This is a genomic window from Ehrlichia minasensis, assembly GCF_004181775.1.
Taxonomy (GTDB): Bacteria; Pseudomonadota; Alphaproteobacteria; order Rickettsiales; family Anaplasmataceae; genus Ehrlichia; species Ehrlichia minasensis.
This window is the reverse complement of sequence record NZ_QOHL01000004.1, coordinates 1-21,458: the sequence shown is the minus strand read 5'-3', so window position 1 is coordinate 21,458 and position 21,458 is coordinate 1. Positions and strand designations below refer to the sequence as shown.

The following is a 21,458-nucleotide window of genomic DNA, read 5'->3' as shown; positions in this document are numbered from 1 at the left end:
TAAATTAATTAATACTGGCTGACATTTCACTATAGTATGGTAATGTCTTAACATTAGTGGAGTACCACATTCAGTCAATCACATTACAAATCACGCAATGTACAATTGAATTGATTTTCGTTAAAATTTATTATAATAGTAAATATTTCATATTCACTTTAAACTATGCACTTATTTTGTTTCGGATATGGATACACAGCCAAGTTTCTCGCACAAAAACTACTACCCTTAAAATGGAAAATCAGTGGAACATCATTTAACAAAATATCACACAATGAAAAGGTAAATTTGTTAAATTACAATTTCCCATTACCAGAATCTATATTCTCTGATGTTACACATGTACTAATATCAATTCCACCAGAGGGAGACAACGTACTACAAAAGTATTATAAATACTTAAAAAAAATCAAATGGTTAGGATATTTATCCGCAACAAATGTATATGGTAATCACAATGGCAATTGGGTAGATGAAACATCTTCAACAAATCCATTGACTTCCAGCGGTATCAATCGTTTAAAACAAGAAAAAATATGGTACAACTCCAATCTTCCATCACACATTTTCAGACTTTCAGGTATATATGGTCCAACCAGAAACGTACTATGTAACCTTATTCAAAACAATGTTAAGTATATTATCAGTGATACTATGTTTTCTCGTATACATGTAGAAGATATAGCAAATATTTTATTTACATCAATAAATAATCCAAATCCCGGAAGTATATACAACTGTGCTGACGATTTACCTGCACCATATTCAAACGTAATTAGATATGGGTCTCAACTATTAAATATTAAAACACCAGAACCAGTGCTATTTGAAGATTTATCAGATAATATGAAAAGATTTTATTCTGAAAGAAAACTGGTAAGCAACTTAAAGATAAAGAATGCATTAAACATATCATTACAATATCCTAGTTATATACAAGGGCTACAAAATCTGATAAAAATTGAAAAACCATTGACTTAACAATAAAGATTTATAAAAAACTTAATTATTTTATATAACAATTAATTTTTAACAAAGGGTATTACCCATTATAAAACTTTCACACATTACTTATTAATTATACGTATTATTTAATACAATATTAATGTCCAATACAATACCCAATCAAAAACATATTATCCAGTAGTAACTATTAAAAATATTTGTTGCCATTACATAAAATGTTATAATTTGTATACACAATTTTAAACTTGCATTAATTAGTGATTAATTGTAAATGTTTTATTCGCTATCTAAAAGATGCTATTTGAGAGGCTAAATATGTCAGTCATGCCAGATCATTGGATAAAAGATAAGGCTATTCAAGAGAAAATGATTGACCCATTTATTGATTATAAAGAGAGCAGCGGGATTTTATCATATGGATTATCATCATACGGATATGACGCAAGAATAGATAATAAGTTTAAGATATTTACAAATGTTAATCCAGTAACAGTCGATCCTAAAAATTTTCCACTAGGAAGTTTCATAGATAAAGAAGAAGATATATGTATTATTCCACCAAATAGTTTTGTTCTTGCAAAAACTGTTGAGTACTTCAAAATACCAAAAGATATACTTGTAATGTGTGTTGGAAAATCAACTTACGCAAGGTGCGGAATCGTTGTCAATGTCACACCCTTAGAACCTGGTTGGGAAGGATACGTAACGTTAGAGTTTTCAAATACTACACCTCTACCAGCAAAAATTTACGCATTTGAAGGGGCATGCCAATTTATCTTCCTAAAAGGAGATAGTCAGTGCAATCTATCTTATAATGAAATGAAGGGTAAATATATGAAACAGTTAGATGTTACTTTACCGATAGTAAACAATAGTTAAACACCACACTTAGTCAATCACTTAAAGACAAGCATTATCAGATCACTGATACACAAACTCTACATCTTCAACTATATACTACAACAAGGTATCTTAAAACATGAAATACTATAAGCCAGACCTTAGATATACACATTTAGTAAGCTTTCAACACATCCCATACTAAAATACCTTACAGTACAATCACAAAAAGCATTCCACTATGCACTGTCAGATATTGGACATACACATTAGTAAACGTTACATTTCCAACTACCATAAGATATTTTACAATCTAGCTATCAAAATATTTCACTATGCATTGTCAGATCTTAGATTACATATTAGTAAGTTCTATACTTTTAATCATATCCCACATTAAAGATATCTTGAACACTTACATATGGCACAATCTAGTACTTTTATATACACTGATAAATAATATTAAAATCTTAATACTTATTGCTACCACTTGCAAAAAGCTACTATTAGTAGTATAAGTGTAAGTTTGAAGTTATAAAAATATGCTAGAATGTACAGATCTTGCATGCATTAGGAACAACAAATGCTTATTTTCTAAGCTTAATTTCACTACACAACAAAATCTATTAACATTAGTTATAGGAAACAATGGTAACGGTAAAACAAGTCTACTAAGGTTACTTGCAGGATTAATCCCTATAACACACGGTAGTGTAAAGTATAATGGACAAAACATCCACAATTCTGATACATACTTTACATCTCTCACATATATAGGACACAAAAATTTTTGCAATGATAATCTCACTGTTTTGGAAAATATGCAATTATGGGCAAATTTAAAAAATACCAATGAGTTAATAGCAGCTACAATATGTTTTTTCGAATTACAATTAGTATTAGATATAAAATACAAGGACTTATCATCTGGCTGGAAAAGGAGAGTTGCACTATCAAGATTATTAATATACAACACTAATATATGGATTATAGATGAACCATTTGTTCATCTTGATGCCCATATAAAAGAATTAATATTAGAGCTCATTTCTACAAGATTAAAACAAAAGGACAGCATTGTCATAATATCTGACCACACTAAAGCCACAATATATGGTGAATGCCAAGTTATAGACCTTAGCACATTAAAAAGTCAGCAATTCAACTACTTATAATCTATCTATACTAATTTAATACTTTTTTTGAATATTACAGAAATATACGCAGAGTGCTAGTCTTACAGATTTAGCATTTTTAAAATTTAAAGATAAAACTACCTATCATTTAATTCCTATCTAGCATCATTCTTTTTGAACATTATATTTATCAAAACACATTTTCACATCACTAAACAAAAACAATATATAACCAAATAACACAGAATATACATTCATAATTCTAAACTATAAATTTTAAAAATTAAGTAGATAATTACTTATAACACAACATATACCTATGATAAAATAATTTTAAACTTACAGCAGTATATAACATATAGATATAGCACATTGCATAATTTGATTCATAATATCAGAGTAGCTTAACTAAGTGATAGTCATTTCATTAACACAGCAAGTAATTCAACAAATGACTAAACTTTAAAAAAATTCAAAACAGGTATTCAGACAGAAAAATCAAAAAGTACAAAAATTTACACTATACAAAAATAACTTACTTATCAGATATAAAAAACCATTGTACCTTAAGATACAAATTTAACACGTTGTAATCTCAGCAATTTCACACAATGCAATAAGTATGTGTTAATAGCAAATAAAATGAAAGCTGTAACTTGATGCAAAGATGCAAGAGCTATAGGCACATTATATATAAATGTCAAAACACCAAAAGTTAACTGTATAAATAAACATGCTAGTAATAAATAAGATGGAAGAAAATTTAATCTTAATATTAACAAAGTTGTAGAAATAACAATCAAAATGAGAACTGCAATTACTTCATGTATCAACTGTACTGTCAGAGGATTATCAAAAATATTAGACCACAATGGCTTCATGAATAATAAATCCTCTAACATGAGTCTTCCTTCTAAAAAAGGAACAGTTTTATGTAACAGACCAGCATTTAATCCAGCCACTAATGACCCAAATGTTATCTGAATAACAATCAATATGCTAATTATATAAAAAACTAATATGTTATTCACTTTTAAATTATAAGTTACACTTAAAATAACAGTAGATAAAAATTGCTGCCACAAAAGATAGAAAATCAACAATGCTAATAACAAGTGTGCTGTTAATTTATAGTGGCTTACATGAGGACGGTCAATTAACCCACTCTTGACCATAAGCCATCCCATAACACCCTGAAACAGTATTAGAAAACAAATGATTATAAAATTCATTATCAAATTTTTATTGAGTTTTTTCTTATATGTAAAATACAGAAACGGTAACAAAAATATTAATCCAACAATTCTCCCAAGTAATCGATGAAAGTATTCTATTAAATATAATTTCTTAAATTCTTGAAGTGTAATATTAAAATTCAGATATTTAAATTCTGGAGTAGACATATATTTTATCTTTTCCACTATCCATGTTTTTTCACTAACTGGTGGGAAGATTCCAATCACAGGATTCCATTCAGTAATGGATAAACCAGAATGAGTAAGACGTGTTATACCTCCAACAAAGACCATTAGCAATATTCCAATAGAACATATACATAACCAAACTTTCACACTAACACATACATGTTCAGTACTATTAGCAACTTTCATTATAACCATTACAATAATCTTAATACTACAAACAAGAACTTATATTTATAGGATGATACAAATTCTAAAAATATTTATACATTGCTATCTAATTTACACTACAAAACAAAGACAATAAACATACTTTTATTTAAACATTATATAATTTCTAACATTTTACAAAAATAAGAACTCATACTTAATGAATTATGCAAATGCGTAAAACATTTATGCAGTACAATTCATGTTAGAATATAAAATGAATTCTACAATACATATAACACTTTTCACTTCAATATAGTTAATCACATGTTGTAGATGCAGACAATCACTTAATAAATATAAATACAAAAAATTCATAAACACTACAACGTCATACATATACTTTTCAGAGATTTCCACTATTGACTTCATCAAAAATTTATAGTAGCTTTAGCATTCTACATTTTTTAAGGCATAATAATGCTAAGGATCTTATTTTTATTAAGCTTAGTGCTACTAGTAGCAAGTTTTCCATTAATAAATAACTGGTTATCTAATAAATCTGGTAAACCTACAGTAGATAAAGAGACAATTATTGCAATTGTTGAAGAATACATATCAAATTATCCTCAAAAAGTGATAGACCTGCTCACTAAAGGGCAAGTGCGAGCAGAGAACGAAGAAATGAGTCAAAATATAAAAAAATACAAATCTGAATTGGAAAATACTTTATATCCTTCAGCTGGAAACAAGGATAGCAAAATAGTATTCGTAGAGTTTTTTGATTACTCATGCGGTTATTGCAAAATGATGTCTGAAGATATGAAACAAATAGTACAAGACGGTAAAGTGCATGTTATATTTAGAGATTTTCCAATACTTGGTGAGTCTTCACTTAAAGCTGCTAAAGCAGCATTAGCTGTATATATGATTAATCCAAATAAGTATATAGACTTCTATTATGCAGCGTTAAATCATAAGCAACAGTTTAATGATGAGTCAATATTAAGTATCATAAAATCAATAGGTATAGCTGAAGAAGACTTCAAAGTATCGTTAGCAAAAAATGCTGATGCTATAGATAAAATGATACAATCTACCAGAGAACTAGCACAGAACATTAATATAAGAGGCACTCCTGCTATTATAGTAGGTGATACATTTATCGGCGGTGCAGCTGATATATCAACTTTAAGAAGTAAAATAGATATGCAGAAACAAGCCATTGAAAATAATTACTAAAAATTTTCAGTCTTTAATGCATCTTATCATTGTTAGGTTTTACTTGAAAGACATCCAGACTACTAGTTTCAGTAATAACGTGTTCACTTTCAAGTAAGTACCCCTCTTCCTCAGTAACATCATCTTTCTGATTGCAAATTTGTGCAGCTGTAATACAACAGCACAATACCGACATGATTAAACAAACAACAGCTACTGCTACACATGTAACAAACAACGTTGTATTCTCTTGATCTACAGCAATAAATAGAAATAAAACAGATATACATCCCATAACTAAAGCTATTACAGGAGTAGCATAAACACAAACATCCTTATCAAACAATGATGTACTTTCTTTCTTCTTATCTAAGTGTTTTTTACGGTAGAAATCAGAACCAAAGTATGATCTCAAACCATCTTCCATTTTAGATACTTCAACTCTATCAATTTCTGATTTAAAATCAGTATCATCAAAATCAGATGTTAACTTTTTATATTTATGACTAACTTTATCATCTGTTATAATTAAACTGCTTGTACTTGTGCTTTCATCTCTAATATCACTTAATTCTATAATACCTATATTTGGGTCGGGTTTCTCATCTTCAGCAATTTTACTTACCTTATACCACATTTCATCTATAGCCAAAATTCTATCTTCATCACTTCTTGAAAAAAATTGAGAAAATAAAGGCTCTTGCATAACAGCTTGATCAATACCTAAACCACAGCTTTCATCTGGTAAAATTGCAGCTAACAAATTATAATCTAGAAGAAATTTACCTGTAGTTTTTGCAATGTTACGAGCGTTTCTAATATCTAATTCAGCATCAGCATGATTCAATTCCCTTAACTTGATAATGCTTAAACAAGCATTTTTAAGAACTTGCTCATTAATATTTAAACACCCATCTTCTCTTATCAAAAGTTTAACTAATCTCTCTGTAATAATATGCCTACCTTTAATAATTGCTTTATTTTTAAATGAAGTCATAGGTGCATTTTGTAACATCTTTTCACTATTAAGAGATTTCAGCACTGCAACAAACATTTTCTCTACCGCAATGCTTTTCTTTAATGAAGTTTTATAACATAAATCCACCAAATCATCAGATAACCCAGGATAGGTTAGAATATTAAACAACAAAAACGCAGGTGAACTTAAATCTGCAGAGTATAAATCCTCTCCAATTTTTTCTGCATTATACAAACATACATAAGATACAACTAGTTGTAACAAAAGAATACTTGATTCTTTATCAAAACACTTACAAGGGAATACTTGTATTCCTGTATCAGATTCATCAATTAAAAATGATACTGGAACATCACCTAATATATCAGCAAAACCTTTGCAAAATTTTACATCATACTCCATCTCAAGATCACGTAAAGAGATATTAAACCTTTTGGCACAAATATTAAGCATATTGTTTATCTGATTATATACTTCACAATGATCATCAGATAATTTCTCTAGACTATCTGGAGAAAAGTCATAAGGTAATCCTGGTTGAACATATTTTAACAAATTTAAGATAACAGAAAAATAAGATGCTAATTCTTGCTTCAACTTTTCTTGCATCATATATAGGCTATTGTTACTTCTAGAACGTTTATAAGCAATATGAAAAATATTTAACATTTTTAATATTAAGTTCCTTTCCAAAAAATTACCAAAAAGAAGCTTAATCAATAAACCACCTATACTATTACTAACACTATTATCAATAACACCATTAGATCTTTTAAATACTCGACATAACATTACTGATGCTTGTTGAGCTTTTAACTCATGTGTTTTCTTACATTCTAGCAAGACATCATATGCTAGATTTGATCTTGTCAGTTTTTGCCCTAAGATTTCCCCACACAACAAATGTTGCACTAAAATAAAAAATAAATGTTTTTCAAACTTAACTTCTGATAAATCAATATGCTGACAATGTAATTCTTTTACCATACCTGCAAAAACTTTCCTATATTCTTTAAGTAATACTTCAGTATCACCCCCAACCATATTAGCAATGTCAGATAGCTCATTATAACATACACCATAACACATACTAACCTGCTCTATTGGCACTCTGTTAACAAAAGCAGCATGATAACATAAAGACATTAATTCAAGTAACAACTCAAGACCACATTTACATTCTTTGTTTTCATCAATATAGTAAAAATTAAACTTACCTAATGCTGTCACTAACATAACATGCATCTCGTTTACATCTTGCGCTAACAGAGTTTTATATAACTGCAACATATATTCTAATTGCAACATCCTATTAAGCTTTCTAGTCCTGAATATTTCATAAACAGCTAAGGAAACGTCATAGAAAGCAAAAACACTCATCTGACAAGAAAATGGATTATATGACTTCATATCACCACTAACAGCAGCTAGTGAACCTCTTGTTGATAGACATATATCATTAAATATACCTGCGTTAAATTCATCTATACTTCGATAACATGCATATATATCTTCTACATTAAAGACATAAAATAAATCCTTATAAAAATTAACAATATCTACTTCACACGCCATACCAAGATTACTTGTGAATACTTTAGGTAATTTATCCAACTCATCACAAATAAACTGGCATGTCATAGAAAAAATTTGTTTTCCAAATGATTCACTAAACTCACCAGAATTAATTCTTACAAATTCATTCATAGCAGCTTTATACATAACAAGGACAAGCATCCTCATTTCTACATTTTTTTCTTGTAGTGCTAACCCTGCTCTAGCTTCACAATAACTCAACTGAGCACTTTCAATTATATCAGATAGCTTAGAACGTAATGACGAATAATCTATTTTAAAAACTAAATCTACAAATTTTTCAACATATGGCAACAACACATCGTTAGGAATTTGATCTTTACTTGTTTTACCCTGCGTCATGATACTTGCACAAAGCTCAAACAGATCATCAACTAACATATCAATCATTGCATCATTATTATAATGTTCTGACCCCAATTGCAGTTGACAAGCGTAACAGTAAAAACGCAGTAGTACATACATTTGAATAGTCCATAAGTATGCTCGACATACTAAATCAAGTTCACCAGATTCATTTAATCTTTCCAAAATATATTGATAACTCGTATAATTTCTGTGATCACATGCTTTAACTACAAAATTCATTTCTTTTGTGCTTACAATGTCAAATTTGCATCCACCATATAATACGAAAGAAGGAGTATTTTGATGAAAAGACTGTATAACAGCCAAGCATGCTAATATTTCTTCACTAGTGAACCCATGACTTCTTAAAAAAAGCGCAAGGCAACTAATTTCATGCCTAATAAAAGCATTTTGTTTAAACTTACCAGTTAACATTTCACACTCACCATCACTAATAAATAAAATATGCTATTTACAAATAGCAAAATGTTTTTACTATTTTTAATCTAGCTTAAAGACTAATTGCTAACCCTCTTTTTAATACAAATTATATTTATTACTATTCACTAACATGTATGTACTTATCTTAGTATTTAAATTGAATACATTAATTTTTGAACAACTATTATTATAATATATTTATAGTATATTAAGAAAATATTTTTTAACACTTAATACTATTTTAATAAACTGCTAGATTTTATTGTACAATGCATCCAGTAAATTACCTTTTCCCACTTCTTGCTGCTCACCAGTTTTCATATCTTTTACCTGTACAGTATTACTTTTTAATTCCTCATCACCAAAAATTAAAACTATGCTATTATCACTTATTTTTCTCAACACATTCTTTAAACCAGTATTCTTATAGTTCCAACCTACAGAAATACCTTTACAACGTAATTCATAAGCAAGTTTTAAAGCATACGACATTGCATCCTTACCTATAGGAACCAATACTACATTTCTAGATTCTTTGTGTTCATAATCCATTAGTGCACTTACTCTTTCAATCCCCATAGCAAAACCAATAGCAGGCGTATCATTTCCTCCCATAGACTTTACCAATCCGTCATATCTACCACCAGCAACAACTGCATTTTGTGATCCTAATTCAGACGTTGTGAATTCAAACACTGTATTACAATAATAATCTAATCCCCTTACTACATTATGGTTCAATTGATAAGGAATACAAAGATCATTTAAGCCATCTAGAACCTCTTTAAAAAAATCACTAGAGCATTTGGTGTAAAAATTCGCAATACTAGGAGCATTCAACAAAACTTCACAATCTTCTGGAGATTTAGAATCTAATATCCTTAGAGGGTTTGTAATGAGTCTACGTTGGCTATCCGGTGATAAATCCTTTTTATATTTACTTAAATATTCAACAAGACTAAGTTTATATGAGCTCATAGTCTCTTTATCACCTAAAAAATTAATTTCTAATGTAACATTATCCAACAACTTTAATTCACTCAGAATACTATAACCTAATGCTATCATTTCAACATCTGCAAGAGGACTATCACTCCCAAAAAACTCAAAATTAACTTGATGAAACTGTCTTTGACGACATTTTTGAGGACGTTCGTAACGAAATACTGGTCCACTAGAAAACAATTTAACAGGAGTAACTAAATTCTTACTAATTAATAACCTCACAATAGCAGATGTAAACTCCGGTCTTAGTGTAATATTCTCACCGCTTTTATCCTGAAAATTATACATTTCCTTTGCTACAACATCTGAATCATCTCCTAGAGTCTTAGTAAACACCTCAGTAAACTCAATAATTGGCGTGTCAACAGCTACAAACCCATACCTATTTGCTATTGATTGAGACAGATGTTGTATATACTGAAACTTATAAAATTCAGCACCTAATAGATCTTTGGTACCTCTAACCTCTTTCAATTTACTACGCTGCATAAAACCTCAAAACTACATTATACTATCCTGAACTATATACATACTATTTTAACCAACTTATACATTAAATATTTTTTAAATAATAAATAAAGTACTGTACATTAATCCTAAATTTAAAAAGTTAATTGCTAAACCGGTCACAAGGAGTATACAATAAAAGGTTATATAGGTATCACAAGTATATAATGAAAAACAGAGAAAAAATTTACGAAGGGAAAGCAAAGATAATATTTGCAACATCTAATCCTTTAGAAGTAATACAACATTTCAAAGATGAAGTTACTGCTTTTAACAACAAAAAAGCAGATATTATTAATGAAAAAGGGATCATCAATAATTATATTAGTAGTTTTTTAATGAAAGAGCTTACAAACAAAGGTATAAAAACACATTTTATATCATTGTTAAATCAAAGAGAACAGTTAGTAAAAAGGATATCAATAATACCACTCGAAATTGTAGTAAGAAATCTATCAGCTGGCAACTTTAGCAAAAGATTTCAAATAGCAGATGGTACATCCTTTAAATCACCTATTATTGAGTTTTACTATAAAAGTGATAAGTTATCTGACCCCATGGTAAGTGACGGACATATTTTAAGTTTTCAATGGCTTACAAATCAAGAATTAGAAAAAATAAAAGTGCTATCTTTTAAGATTAATGAAATCCTTAGTGAGCTTTTCTTAAATGTTGGCATTAAGTTAGTAGATTTTAAATTAGAATTTGGAAGATTATATAACAATAAAGAATCAGATTTATTATTAGCTGATGAAATAAGCCCTGATACGTGTAGGCTGTGGAATATCTTAGACAATAGAAAATTAGATAAAGATCTTTACCGCATGAATTTAGGAAATGTAATAGAAGCATATAAAGAAGTTGCTCACAAATTAAATGCCATTACTACAATTTAATAATACATAATTGATAACAATAATTGGAAAAAACTAATATTGTAACGTACTACTTTATACAGAATTTATAATAATTTACTTTATTATTAAGAAGCCTTTAAATTTTGCTACATCATACAACATAATACATTAATCTAAAATAATTACATTTCAAAATACTAAAAAAAACAACGTTTTTATCAAACATAGAAATCAACATAATACAAATTTTTCTTAACCATCAAAAAATATCTAGATTTATTATTACACAGCCTTTGACAGTATATTAAAATAACCACTCACACTGCTACACCTTACACGTGAAATAGAATTGTTACATATTTGTGATACCAATACTTCTAAGTTCTCCTTTAATTTTTGTATCTCACCGTCTATATACTGCACATCTTGCTTTAAAATTAGCAATGTACTACTATTTACCCCACTTGGTGACTTTATACTTTTTCTCATACGTTTTAACCAAGTAACCCTCGATGCAATCTCTTCATCATATTGAACAAAATCACTCAATAAAAAATCAACTAGAATATTCTTATAATTCTCAGCAGCAAAAAGTAATTTTTTCATATTACACATCTGATCTATAATATCACTTCTTTGATCACAAAGGCTTTTTACGATAGCTTTTGTTCCTTCATGTTCACACACAATATTACTAAAATTATATTCTTTTGTTATAATTGCATATATTGATTTAAATTGATTATTGTAAAGAAATTTAACAATTCTTTTTTCATACCCTTCAATGTCTCGTTTCTTACAAGACATGAGTATTTTTACTAGAAAAAATTCTATTTCTTTACCTACAGTACGAAACCGCGATGATAATATTTGATAAATTTTTGTATATGCATTACATATATTTTCAGCTGACATAACAATCTTTATAACATTCTTAAATGTTAGACTAAATTCCCCATATAGCTGGGTTTTATATGTATCACTCTTTGTACGTTGACACGCTTCCGTACCAAAAACATGATAAGTAATCTCAGAACAAATAGTTTTAAAACTATGTTTTACTTGACTAAATAAAAAACTTGACTTTAGCAAGTTACTATTACTTCCAAAAATAATATACTTAACCATTAACATATCAATCCGCGATATTGCAAAAGTAGATACCATAACATTACAAATACTATCATTATCAATAACGTCACTTGCAGATAATATTTCCGATATAGAAGGGATGCATTCCAATACATCAAAATCCCGATTTCTAGTTTTAGAAACCACATTCATAAGCTCTTCATACTTCTTTAGTAATTCATCATTATGCTGTTCTACACTATCCTCTACAATATTCTGTTCGGTGTTTTTCCTTACTTTTTTATTTAACTCATTAATGACTTTATAATAATCCTCTATTGCTTTCTTTTCTACTCTAGCTGCTAATCTTGTAGCATTTTTTCTCATTATAAAGAATCTAACAAACTTATCTATTGTACAATTAATACATTTTCTCACAAAACTATCATTTAACAGTATTTCTTTATTTTTTATCAAAGCAAGAACTGCCATAATTTCAGTATCTTTTTGTAATGTTCGCAGTGATTTATCTTTATGTATTAACATTTTAAAGAACAGTATTAGCAACTCATAGAATTGAAAATTATATTCATATGTTATCAATAATGTTCTAACTTTCTCTAGTTCCTCTTTCTCTAACTCTAATGAATTCACTATTTCCATGAGGTATTGTCGCCTCATTAACTGATGCTCAATAACTAACGTACTTTTAAATAAATTAGGACTTGATTTACTAAGATTAACTTTTCTATACATATATAACACTCTATTTAATATATATTAAAATTTTCCATAAATAATATATCATTTACAATATATTTTTATAAAAAATTTATAACTATACTAACTATTATGTTAACTATACTGAACGCACGTTACCACAAGCAGACACAACTTCATATCCGTTTGTAGTAGAACCTAACAACATGCCTCTTGTTTGTCTAGTATTCAACAGAGCAGCTTTTTTAGAATTTATTTGTTTCATTCTCGATATTACATTCTTTACAACATTACTAGCATCTGCTATCGAACATTTTAATACTAACCCTAACATTTCTAAATCTTTACCAGTACCATTTAATATAAAATTACCTATAGTACAACAATTCTTTACAATGTTATTAGCTTTATCATCGTAAATACCAAAATCACTAATAATACATGATACAAGACTATCAATATAATCAGAATTATTCTCTATAAGTGCTATCCTCTCATTTTCAAGTTGCTTGATTTTCGCTTCACACTCACTCAACAATACTGCACTACTACCAAAATTTGCATTAAGCGCACTTAACTCCTTTTTTAAAGTTGCCACACTAGGCTTAAACTTGGATAAACCAAACTTACCATGCTGTTTTCCATCACTAACAACTGCTTTATCAATTTCTGCTCTTTTTTTCTCAATTTTTCCACTAATTTTCAACTTCTGATCTAATAACTTTTTACATTCCTTATTCAGCACACTTGTATATTCAATAATAACAGCATAATAACAAAGTATTCTCTTTAGATAAAAATTCTCACAAATCTTTCTGTCATTAAGTAATACCTCTAATAATTTCCACTCATTATCCGCCACATTACCGCCAGAAAATATCCTTACAAAAACTGGAGATATATTTTTAATAATTGATAACAATAACTTTTTAGTAACTGATCTGTCACGTTCTTCTAATAATACTAAACTTGTATCCTCTGACCCAACAGAATCAATATCTACAAAATCCATTTTCAAAGCTTTCATATGCAATTTAATTTTCTCGTAACAATCAACAAGCAATGTTGCCTGTTCTCTTACAACGCCATCTACGTTTGACTTCGACGTTACATTACCTTGTTTCTTTTTCTCTTCAATTAAATTATAGATTAATAATTCATATCCATTATTAATAAGAGGCAAACACTGAGTATCATCCTTTATAGTACTAGCAACACGTTCTACTACAGGTACAGTCAATGCAGCTTCACACGTTTGACTATTAGAAATCTCTACTGGACTCAATATACACGAAATAGTAGATCCTATTAATTTTTCACTAACACTACTACTTGCTAAATGATTATTAGTCCCAGTAGGCAGCTCTTTCTGAATTTCAGATGTATCAATAATTGCAGCAGCAGGTTTTGCTGATGCATTTTCCATAAAAAAATCTTTTTCTAAATCAAACACAGCTGCAGAAGTAGGTTCGATAGACTTCTGGCTAACATTATCATTTACTGGATGACAAATAGATTCATCAAATAACCGACCTTTCATTTCAGTTGTGTCAATACTCTGAGTAGCAGATGTTGCTAAGTCTTCAACGCCTTGATCAACAGCACATACTTGTACATTTGTTTGCTGCAATCCAGACAAATATTGTTCCAACTCCCGTGATAATCTTGGTTGTAAAAATTTTGATCTATCACCTATATTAGGATTTGCAATATGAGGATAAAGTACATTAATTTTACGAGCAGCTGTATTAAATCCACTAGAAATAAAACTAATACCATTTTTAACTTTATTCACACAAACATTTTTTATTCCATTACTAACAACATACATAGTCTTAAGTGCATTTTCATCACTTTGCGAAACACTAGATCGTTGTTTAGTCTCCTTAGATGTATCAATATTAGAAGGTGCTTTTGCTACACCAAATCCTGTAGGAGACAATGCCAATTCTTGGTCTACACTACTTGCTGATTGATAAACAGTCTTAGTAGATCCCTGTATTTCAGATGTACTAATAATTGGAGCAGGATTTTCTTCTGTACATTTTATATAAGACTCTTCTGCTAAATCAAATGCAGCAACAGATAGTATTAATTCCTGTCTACCACTACTATTTGCTAAATGACTATCAGTACCAACAGGCAGTTCTCTCTGCGTTCCAGCTGCACTACCAATTACAGCAACAGCTTTTTTCTCCTCTTGACCCTCAAGTTTTTCTTCTGAGTCAACTGTAAACTCAGGTTCTATAAATTCTTGAATTACACAACTATTTGCTAAATGACTATCAGTACCAACAGGCAGTTCTCTCTGCATTCCAGCTGGACTACTAATTACAGTAACAGGTTTTACTGACATATCTGTAATACTTTCACCAAAATTACCTACAACTGTTCTCTGTAATCCATGTAATTGTTGTGATAACCCTTGTTGTAAAAATCTCGCTCTAAAACCTATCATACCAGGGTTTGTATGACGTGGATAAAGCATACTAACTTGATTGTAAGCAAATAGTTGTTGTAAACCATACGCAAACCTCGGTTGTAAAAATCTATCCACAAAACCTATATCAGAATTTGCATCACGTGAGTCACGTCTATCAATTTCATTAGCAGCAAAATTAACCATACAAGTAATAGAACCATGATTAATTTGGCCTACAAAAGTATTTTTTGATCCACTACTAACACTATATGCAATTCTAAACACAGTTTTTTCTCTTGGTAAGACATCAGATAACTGTTTATTCTCCCCAGACATATTAACATCAAAAGAATCTTCTGCTGCATCAACCACAGATCCAACAGCATATGGCACTAATTCCTTACCCAAACTAGCACTTATTGATTGATCAAGAGCTTCATTAAGCGGTTCACTCTTTATTGTAGCTGTGCTAACATTTTCAGAAGAAAATCCTGCTGATACAACACTACTAGAAGACTTCTTTTCTGAATCAAAAGCTATAGGCTCTACAAATTTTTGACTTACACTATTACTTTCTACAACACTAGTATGTAGTTCTTGCGGTATTTCAGGCGTGCTAACAGTTGCAGTAGATTTTGCTAATGCATCTTCAATAGAAGACTTTTCTGCTAAATCAAAAGCATTTGTAATAGCAGCATTATCCAATACAATAGTTTTAGAATCTCCATCATTTAGAGAAAATGATTCAGGATCTACAACATCAACCAGCGTTGTCCTTTCATGAATATTTGCTTCACTATTATTTGCAGCATTTTGTACCGTACTAACATCATCAGGTAAAGTAACAAAACAATTTTTAGTAGTCTTACCACAATCAACAATACCTTGACCAGTAGACATATTTGTTTCATATTTCAAATGTTCTTGATTTGTAGAAAGACTAAATTCTGTACTACCTTTTTGTTTATACCCCACTGCACATTTTTCTTCATTATCATCAGACTCCGTATCGGAATAAATAACAGTCGGATACTCAGCAAAACTTACATGTTCTTCTTCATCAGGCAAGACTACATATTCACTTTGAGACATATCCTTTATTACTAAAGTTTTCTTACTTTTTGCTACATATTCTTCTTCCCTTATTCCAGTTGTATAATTAGCTACTGGGTTAACACTAGACAAAACTGAAATATCACTATGTTTACTACCTGTAGTAGTACCAAGAGAAAACAACATTGAATTATTATCACCTACTGAACCTGCATTACCAGGTACCCCAACAGCTGGGTTAAGGTTACCACCTGTATAATCTTTAATACTATCACCTTGAGCTGCACTTACACTTTTGTTTTGTAATCTACTACTAATTCTTTCTAGACCCTCTTCAATAGCTTGAGCAAAAACACCATCATATGTTCTTCTATTAGAAGCTTCACTAAAAGGATCTGGCTTAACATGAGAAGAATATACACCTAAAGCTTTCTCATCTTCACTATCAGAATAAAGTGTACCATCAGAATATGGGACTTTTTTCTTTGTTCCAGAACATAACAAACATGAATCACTGTCATCATCTGTTTCTAAATCTGCTAATTTGTCATCTAAAGCTTCGTCATAAGACGTAGTAACAAATGAAGCCATACCTTTACTTACACTACTTCCAATATCATTAAAAAGTTTACCACTAATATCTTGACGTGCTGTTTTTGTCACACTTAAAGTCTCTTGAATTTGCACCGCTGTCTCTTCTCTTCCAATTATATGAGTTTCTTGTGTAACATCATGTGCATTTGATTGTATACTACTAGATCCTACACTACCAAAAGCAGAGTGCTGAGCACTCAAATTAAGATCATCATCTATTACTTCTTCTACTAAGCAACTATAACTTGCTAAGCCTTCTCTAGAAGTATTAATAATTGGCGCAAAACTTTCATTTGTATCACTTTCAACATTCTTAGCATGTTCATCTACTTGCATTCTCTCCTTCACATCCAAAGTTTCTTGAGTTTGCATTGCTCTATTTATTTGCTGTATTCCAGCTGCATCACTTGTTTCTTGATCAACATTAGGTGTACTTGGTGGTACACTATTAGATTCTTCATCAGTAATAGTCTGAGCATTCAGAAATAAACCACCTCTAATACTTTCATTTTCACTTTCCTCATCGCAATAAAGTAAATCTCGATCTATATCATTACATTCTTCATTATCACTAGCTTCTCCTAATTCTAAATCTGTACTATCTATTGCTGGACATTCTATAGCCTGCATTACTCTCTTATTATGCCTATATATCATAATCAAGAATATTGATGTCATAAGTAATATTAAAAATATTAATACTAATATAGCAGCAACTAACAGTGCTATTCTATAATGATCTTTCACAAATATACCATGCAAACACAAAAACTAATTTTTATTAATATAAGTAGTATCTTTTTTAAGAAACTTATTAATTATCATACTAAAAAAATACCTTAAAGATCAAGTATTATTAAAATTTAAAAAAATATCTTACTTAATAAATTAGTTAATCTTAACATAAAAAGCATCAAATCCATGCAAAAAAATCTTTCCTTTTTTAAATCAATAAAGAATTATCAAACAAATGTTATTTTTTAGAACTCAATGCTTTTTATTAAGTTTAGAAGTGTTTACAAAATTAATAACTACTACCTCAATTGACTTGAAGCAAATTCATTAACATTTGCTCCGCCACTTAACATGCAATGCATATCTCCAACAAATTCACCTCTCATTGGAAAACGATATCTAGCATGTACTAACCTTAGACAATCATTTTTAACAGCATTAAATACGAAGTTTACTTCACATTTTTTCAAGTGTCCTCTTACCATTTCATTAGATTTTAACTGTAATTGCTTAACAAAAAATGTCTTTAATACTTTTAGATGAACTAACACATTCTCTTGTAGAGTATCTTTATGAAATAACAAACAACTGCTTACTACTTTACCTTCTTCTCTCTTTTGTAAATACTTATTTGCACCTTTAATTATTGCGTTATTTATAGTACACACCTTATTATATATGGTATATGCTGCTTCATTAAAAACCCTAATATATACACCAGATATTGCATTTTTTACTGCAAAACCTATTCTCCATTTGACATTAGTTTCTATAAAATCACGTATATTTTTAATTGAGCTTGAAGAATTAATACAAACTTCATCCTGCTGTATGTCAACCTTTGCAAAAATATTCTTCATATCTTCCATACACTCATTCACTATTCTCTTGCCATACTTATCCCATAGTATAACCTCCTGCGTCATACACCACTTATTAATACTATTTCGTATAAGATTATCTACATACATAATGCGTGAATCAGCAATATACAGCAACTCTTTAAACTGAATGTCAGCATCACCCTTACTTTTTAATTGCAACAACAATTTACGCATCATAGAAAATTTTTCACCTAATACTTCAATTAAAGTTCTATTGAAACCATCATCACATAAAATAGTAATTTCACCTAAATTGATTATTGACGGCACAAAATCTGCAGCACTACTCCCTTGAGACCTAAGGTCCATAACATTGCTTCTACTTCTCCTAATATTTGGATTAACCTTAACAGATTTACCTTTCTTATCCTCAGTTGTATGACCTTCAGGATTAACTACCCCTACTAAACTAAATCTAGAACTTTCCTTATGCATAGCAGATGCACTTCTCACTAATGATTTATTACTGGTGCCTTTTCTATTAGGCCTATCTGTTGCAATATCAGGCATATTTTCTACAGCATGTTTTGCTATACCTACACTACTTGATCTTTCATCTCTTACTGGAATTCCAGATTTTTTTAATGTAGACTTGCCTGTTCTTAGATCTTGATACATCACTCGTTGCAAACTGTGACTATTATCATTATCTTGTACTGGCTCTGCTATTTTAACTTCACTAGACTTAGCACCAGACGCACAGGCAACATTACCACCACCTTTTTCTACAGATTTATCTTGATGAACTACATGCTTTTTCTTTCTATCACTAGATTTCACTAATTTCATTATTGAAGCAATACGGCCACTAACTGGTACACCACTTGTCCCAAATTTTTTACTTCCAGACGAACCAGATCCACCATCAGCTACCGACTTCTTACCAACATCACAATCAGGTGTTTGAGAAACTACTTCTATATCATCCGACTCATGCACAGGCATCTTCTCTACTAATTTTTTCCTAGCCACTGACTCCCGCATTACTGGTACATTACTTCTATACCTTTTAGGAATAGCACCACTACGCACTTCTGCTTGAACAACTATTGAATTTTTCATACAACTCATTGTCTCTTGACTTTGAGAAATATCCACTTTCTCAGAAATTCCACTAGATTCCTCAACCCGCGTTATTGTAGGAACTGTAGTACAAGACGCATCATCTTGTCTGATAATACTTTGTATACTTACATCACTACTTGCAAATTCTTGTAGATAATGCAGTGCATTCGTCAAAATATCATCTAATGAAGTTGGATCTGCTATCACATGAACACTGCTTTCACTAACATTACCAATTTCTTGATCATTAGACGGTACTCCAGTTTCACAAGCAATGACATCTTTTAACTTTACACCTGAGTCTCGCACAACACTTTGTGAAGTTTCCGAATTATCCTCAGTTCCTACAGTTGTGCATACAACCTCCTGAGATTCAGAAACCACAGGCTTAACACTACTCTGTAAAATATTAGAAATATGATCTTTCATATTTATTAAATCTCCTTGATTAACAATAAAAATTCTACCATTTTTTAATCTTCCAAAAGTTTTTAAACATAAAACGATATTTTGTAGCATCGCAGTACAAGAATAACTACTTACATCGTAACAACCAGGACTATTCAACCCTCTACTTCCTTCAAAAAAACTTCTCACCGAATGATTTGAATGGAAAATTGGTACGTCCTCAAATTTTACACATACTGTCATACTATTTATAGTAGGACACATCATAAATTTTGAAAAGCTAAAACTAACATTATCACATGCAAATCTATTACTAGAATGAAATGATAACCTATGATTAAATACATAAGATGTAAAATAATCAAACCTTACTTCCACAAAATCTACATCATTACACCTATCCAGTTTTGTATCATTGACACTTACTATACTAAGATCAGCATCACAAGTTTGTGATCTTATAAGGTTACTACAAGAATCATCAACTTTATCACAATAATCAAACTCAGGTATTACCTGACATTTAACTGTAGCATCACTTTCTGAAATATCAGATGCAACACAATCATCAAGAAATGAAACACTGTAAAACGCTTTAGCATTTTTAAAACTCCCAGCCATCATTTTAGAACAATAAGGTTGAGTCAGAGTATCTAAATCCTCTGAAACTTCAAAACTCCAAAAATACTCATCAGAAGATGACTCTAGACTGCTATGCACAATCATATCTTCAGTAATTTCTTCTATAGCTGTAGGGTTGTAAGTTTTACGCACAACATCAAACCTAGACTTTCTTTGATTTACTGCATTTACACATCCACTTATACTAACATCTCCATCAGAAAGTTCTTCACTACTATTGCCTATTACATCTCCAGCAACTCTCGCCATAGCTGCAGGGTTGTAAGTCTTACGCACAACATCAAACCTAGACTTTCTTTGATTTACTGCATCTGCACATTCACTTATACTAACATCTCCATCAGAAAGTTCTTCACTACTATTGCCTATTACATCTCCAGCAACTCTCGCCATAGCT

Annotated in this window: 11 protein-coding genes; 5 read left to right on the top strand and 6 right to left on the bottom strand. The window is 30.2% G+C overall.

The features are described from left to right. The first annotated feature begins 165 nt into the window (after nt 1–165). From DRF75_RS01435 to ccmA, 3 genes are all read left to right on the top strand, one after another. Nucleotides 166–981 carry an SDR family oxidoreductase gene (locus tag DRF75_RS01435; RefSeq protein ID WP_129992540.1) on the top strand — a complete coding sequence of 272 codons (816 nt, stop codon included), beginning with the start codon at nt 166–168 and terminating at the stop codon, nt 979–981. Between the two features lie 300 nt (nt 982–1,281). Then, a complete protein-coding gene (dcd, locus tag DRF75_RS01430) occupies nt 1,282–1,845 on the top strand; it encodes a dCTP deaminase (RefSeq protein WP_045171036.1) in 564 nt (187 codons plus the stop codon). 503 nt (nt 1,846–2,348) lie between these two features. After that, nucleotides 2,349–2,981 carry a heme ABC exporter ATP-binding protein CcmA gene (ccmA, locus tag DRF75_RS01425; RefSeq protein ID WP_129992539.1) on the top strand — a complete coding sequence of 211 codons (633 nt, stop codon included), beginning with the start codon at nt 2,349–2,351 and terminating at the stop codon, nt 2,979–2,981. Between the two features lie 527 nt (nt 2,982–3,508). Here ccmA and DRF75_RS01420 read toward each other — a convergent pair. Next, complete coding sequence (locus DRF75_RS01420; RefSeq protein ID WP_129992538.1) at nt 3,509–4,552, bottom strand: COX15/CtaA family protein; 1,044 nt, start codon at nt 4,550–4,552, stop codon at nt 3,509–3,511. A gap of 441 nt (nt 4,553–4,993) precedes the next feature. Here DRF75_RS01420 and DRF75_RS01415 point away from each other — a divergent pair, with 441 nt between their 5' ends. Further along, complete coding sequence (locus tag DRF75_RS01415) at nt 4,994–5,755, top strand: DsbA family protein (RefSeq protein WP_045171026.1); 762 nt, start codon at nt 4,994–4,996, stop codon at nt 5,753–5,755. A gap of 13 nt (nt 5,756–5,768) precedes the next feature. Here DRF75_RS01415 and DRF75_RS01410 read toward each other — a convergent pair whose 3' ends face one another. Both DRF75_RS01410 and hisS read right to left on the bottom strand, forming a co-directional pair. Continuing rightward, nucleotides 5,769–9,092 (bottom strand): hypothetical protein, encoded by a 3,324-nt coding sequence (locus tag DRF75_RS01410; protein WP_129992537.1) that lies wholly within the window; start codon nt 9,090–9,092, stop codon nt 5,769–5,771. Between the two features lie 258 nt (nt 9,093–9,350). Then, nucleotides 9,351–10,592 carry a histidine--tRNA ligase gene (gene hisS / locus DRF75_RS01405; RefSeq protein WP_045171028.1) on the bottom strand — a complete coding sequence of 414 codons (1,242 nt, stop codon included), beginning with the start codon at nt 10,590–10,592 and terminating at the stop codon, nt 9,351–9,353. Nucleotides 10,593–10,777: 185 nt separating this feature from the next. Here hisS and purC point away from each other — a divergent pair, with 185 nt between their 5' ends. Beyond that, on the top strand, nt 10,778–11,506 hold the full coding sequence (gene purC / locus DRF75_RS01400; RefSeq protein ID WP_045171030.1) for a phosphoribosylaminoimidazolesuccinocarboxamide synthase: 729 nt from the start codon (nt 10,778–10,780) through the stop codon (nt 11,504–11,506). Nucleotides 11,507–11,749: 243 nt separating this feature from the next. On the opposite strand, the gene DRF75_RS01395 is transcribed toward purC, so the two are convergent. The 3 genes from DRF75_RS01395 to DRF75_RS05020 form a co-directional block, all read right to left on the bottom strand. Next, nucleotides 11,750–13,294: a hypothetical protein gene (locus DRF75_RS01395; RefSeq protein ID WP_129992536.1), complete on the bottom strand. Its 1,545-nt coding sequence runs from the start codon at nt 13,292–13,294 to the stop codon at nt 11,750–11,752. A gap of 103 nt (nt 13,295–13,397) precedes the next feature. Beyond that, nucleotides 13,398–18,074 (bottom strand): hypothetical protein, encoded by a 4,677-nt coding sequence (locus tag DRF75_RS01390; RefSeq protein WP_129992535.1) that lies wholly within the window; start codon nt 18,072–18,074, stop codon nt 13,398–13,400. 287 nt (nt 18,075–18,361) lie between these two features. Next, nucleotides 18,362–21,458 (bottom strand): hypothetical protein (locus DRF75_RS05020; RefSeq protein WP_165375554.1); only part of this gene is annotated, 3,097 nt, incomplete at its 5' end.

What these genes read in the sequence shown, in the direction of transcription:
- DRF75_RS01435 (WP_129992540.1), top strand. Translation starts at nt 166, where the DNA reads ATGCACTTATTTTGTTTCGGATATGGATACACAGCCAAGTTTCTCGCA.
- dcd (WP_045171036.1), top strand. Translation starts at nt 1,282, where the DNA reads ATGTCAGTCATGCCAGATCATTGGATAAAAGATAAGGCTATTCAAGAG.
- ccmA (WP_129992539.1), top strand. Translation starts at nt 2,349, where the DNA reads ATGCTAGAATGTACAGATCTTGCATGCATTAGGAACAACAAATGCTTA.
- DRF75_RS01420 (WP_129992538.1), bottom strand. Translation starts at nt 4,552, where the DNA reads ATGAAAGTTGCTAATAGTACTGAACATGTATGTGTTAGTGTGAAAGTT.
- DRF75_RS01415 (WP_045171026.1), top strand. Translation starts at nt 4,994, where the DNA reads ATGCTAAGGATCTTATTTTTATTAAGCTTAGTGCTACTAGTAGCAAGT.
- DRF75_RS01410 (WP_129992537.1), bottom strand. Translation starts at nt 9,092, where the DNA reads ATGTTAACTGGTAAGTTTAAACAAAATGCTTTTATTAGGCATGAAATT.
- hisS (WP_045171028.1), bottom strand. Translation starts at nt 10,592, where the DNA reads ATGCAGCGTAGTAAATTGAAAGAGGTTAGAGGTACCAAAGATCTATTA.
- purC (WP_045171030.1), top strand. Translation starts at nt 10,778, where the DNA reads ATGAAAAACAGAGAAAAAATTTACGAAGGGAAAGCAAAGATAATATTT.
- DRF75_RS01395 (WP_129992536.1), bottom strand. Translation starts at nt 13,294, where the DNA reads ATGTATAGAAAAGTTAATCTTAGTAAATCAAGTCCTAATTTATTTAAA.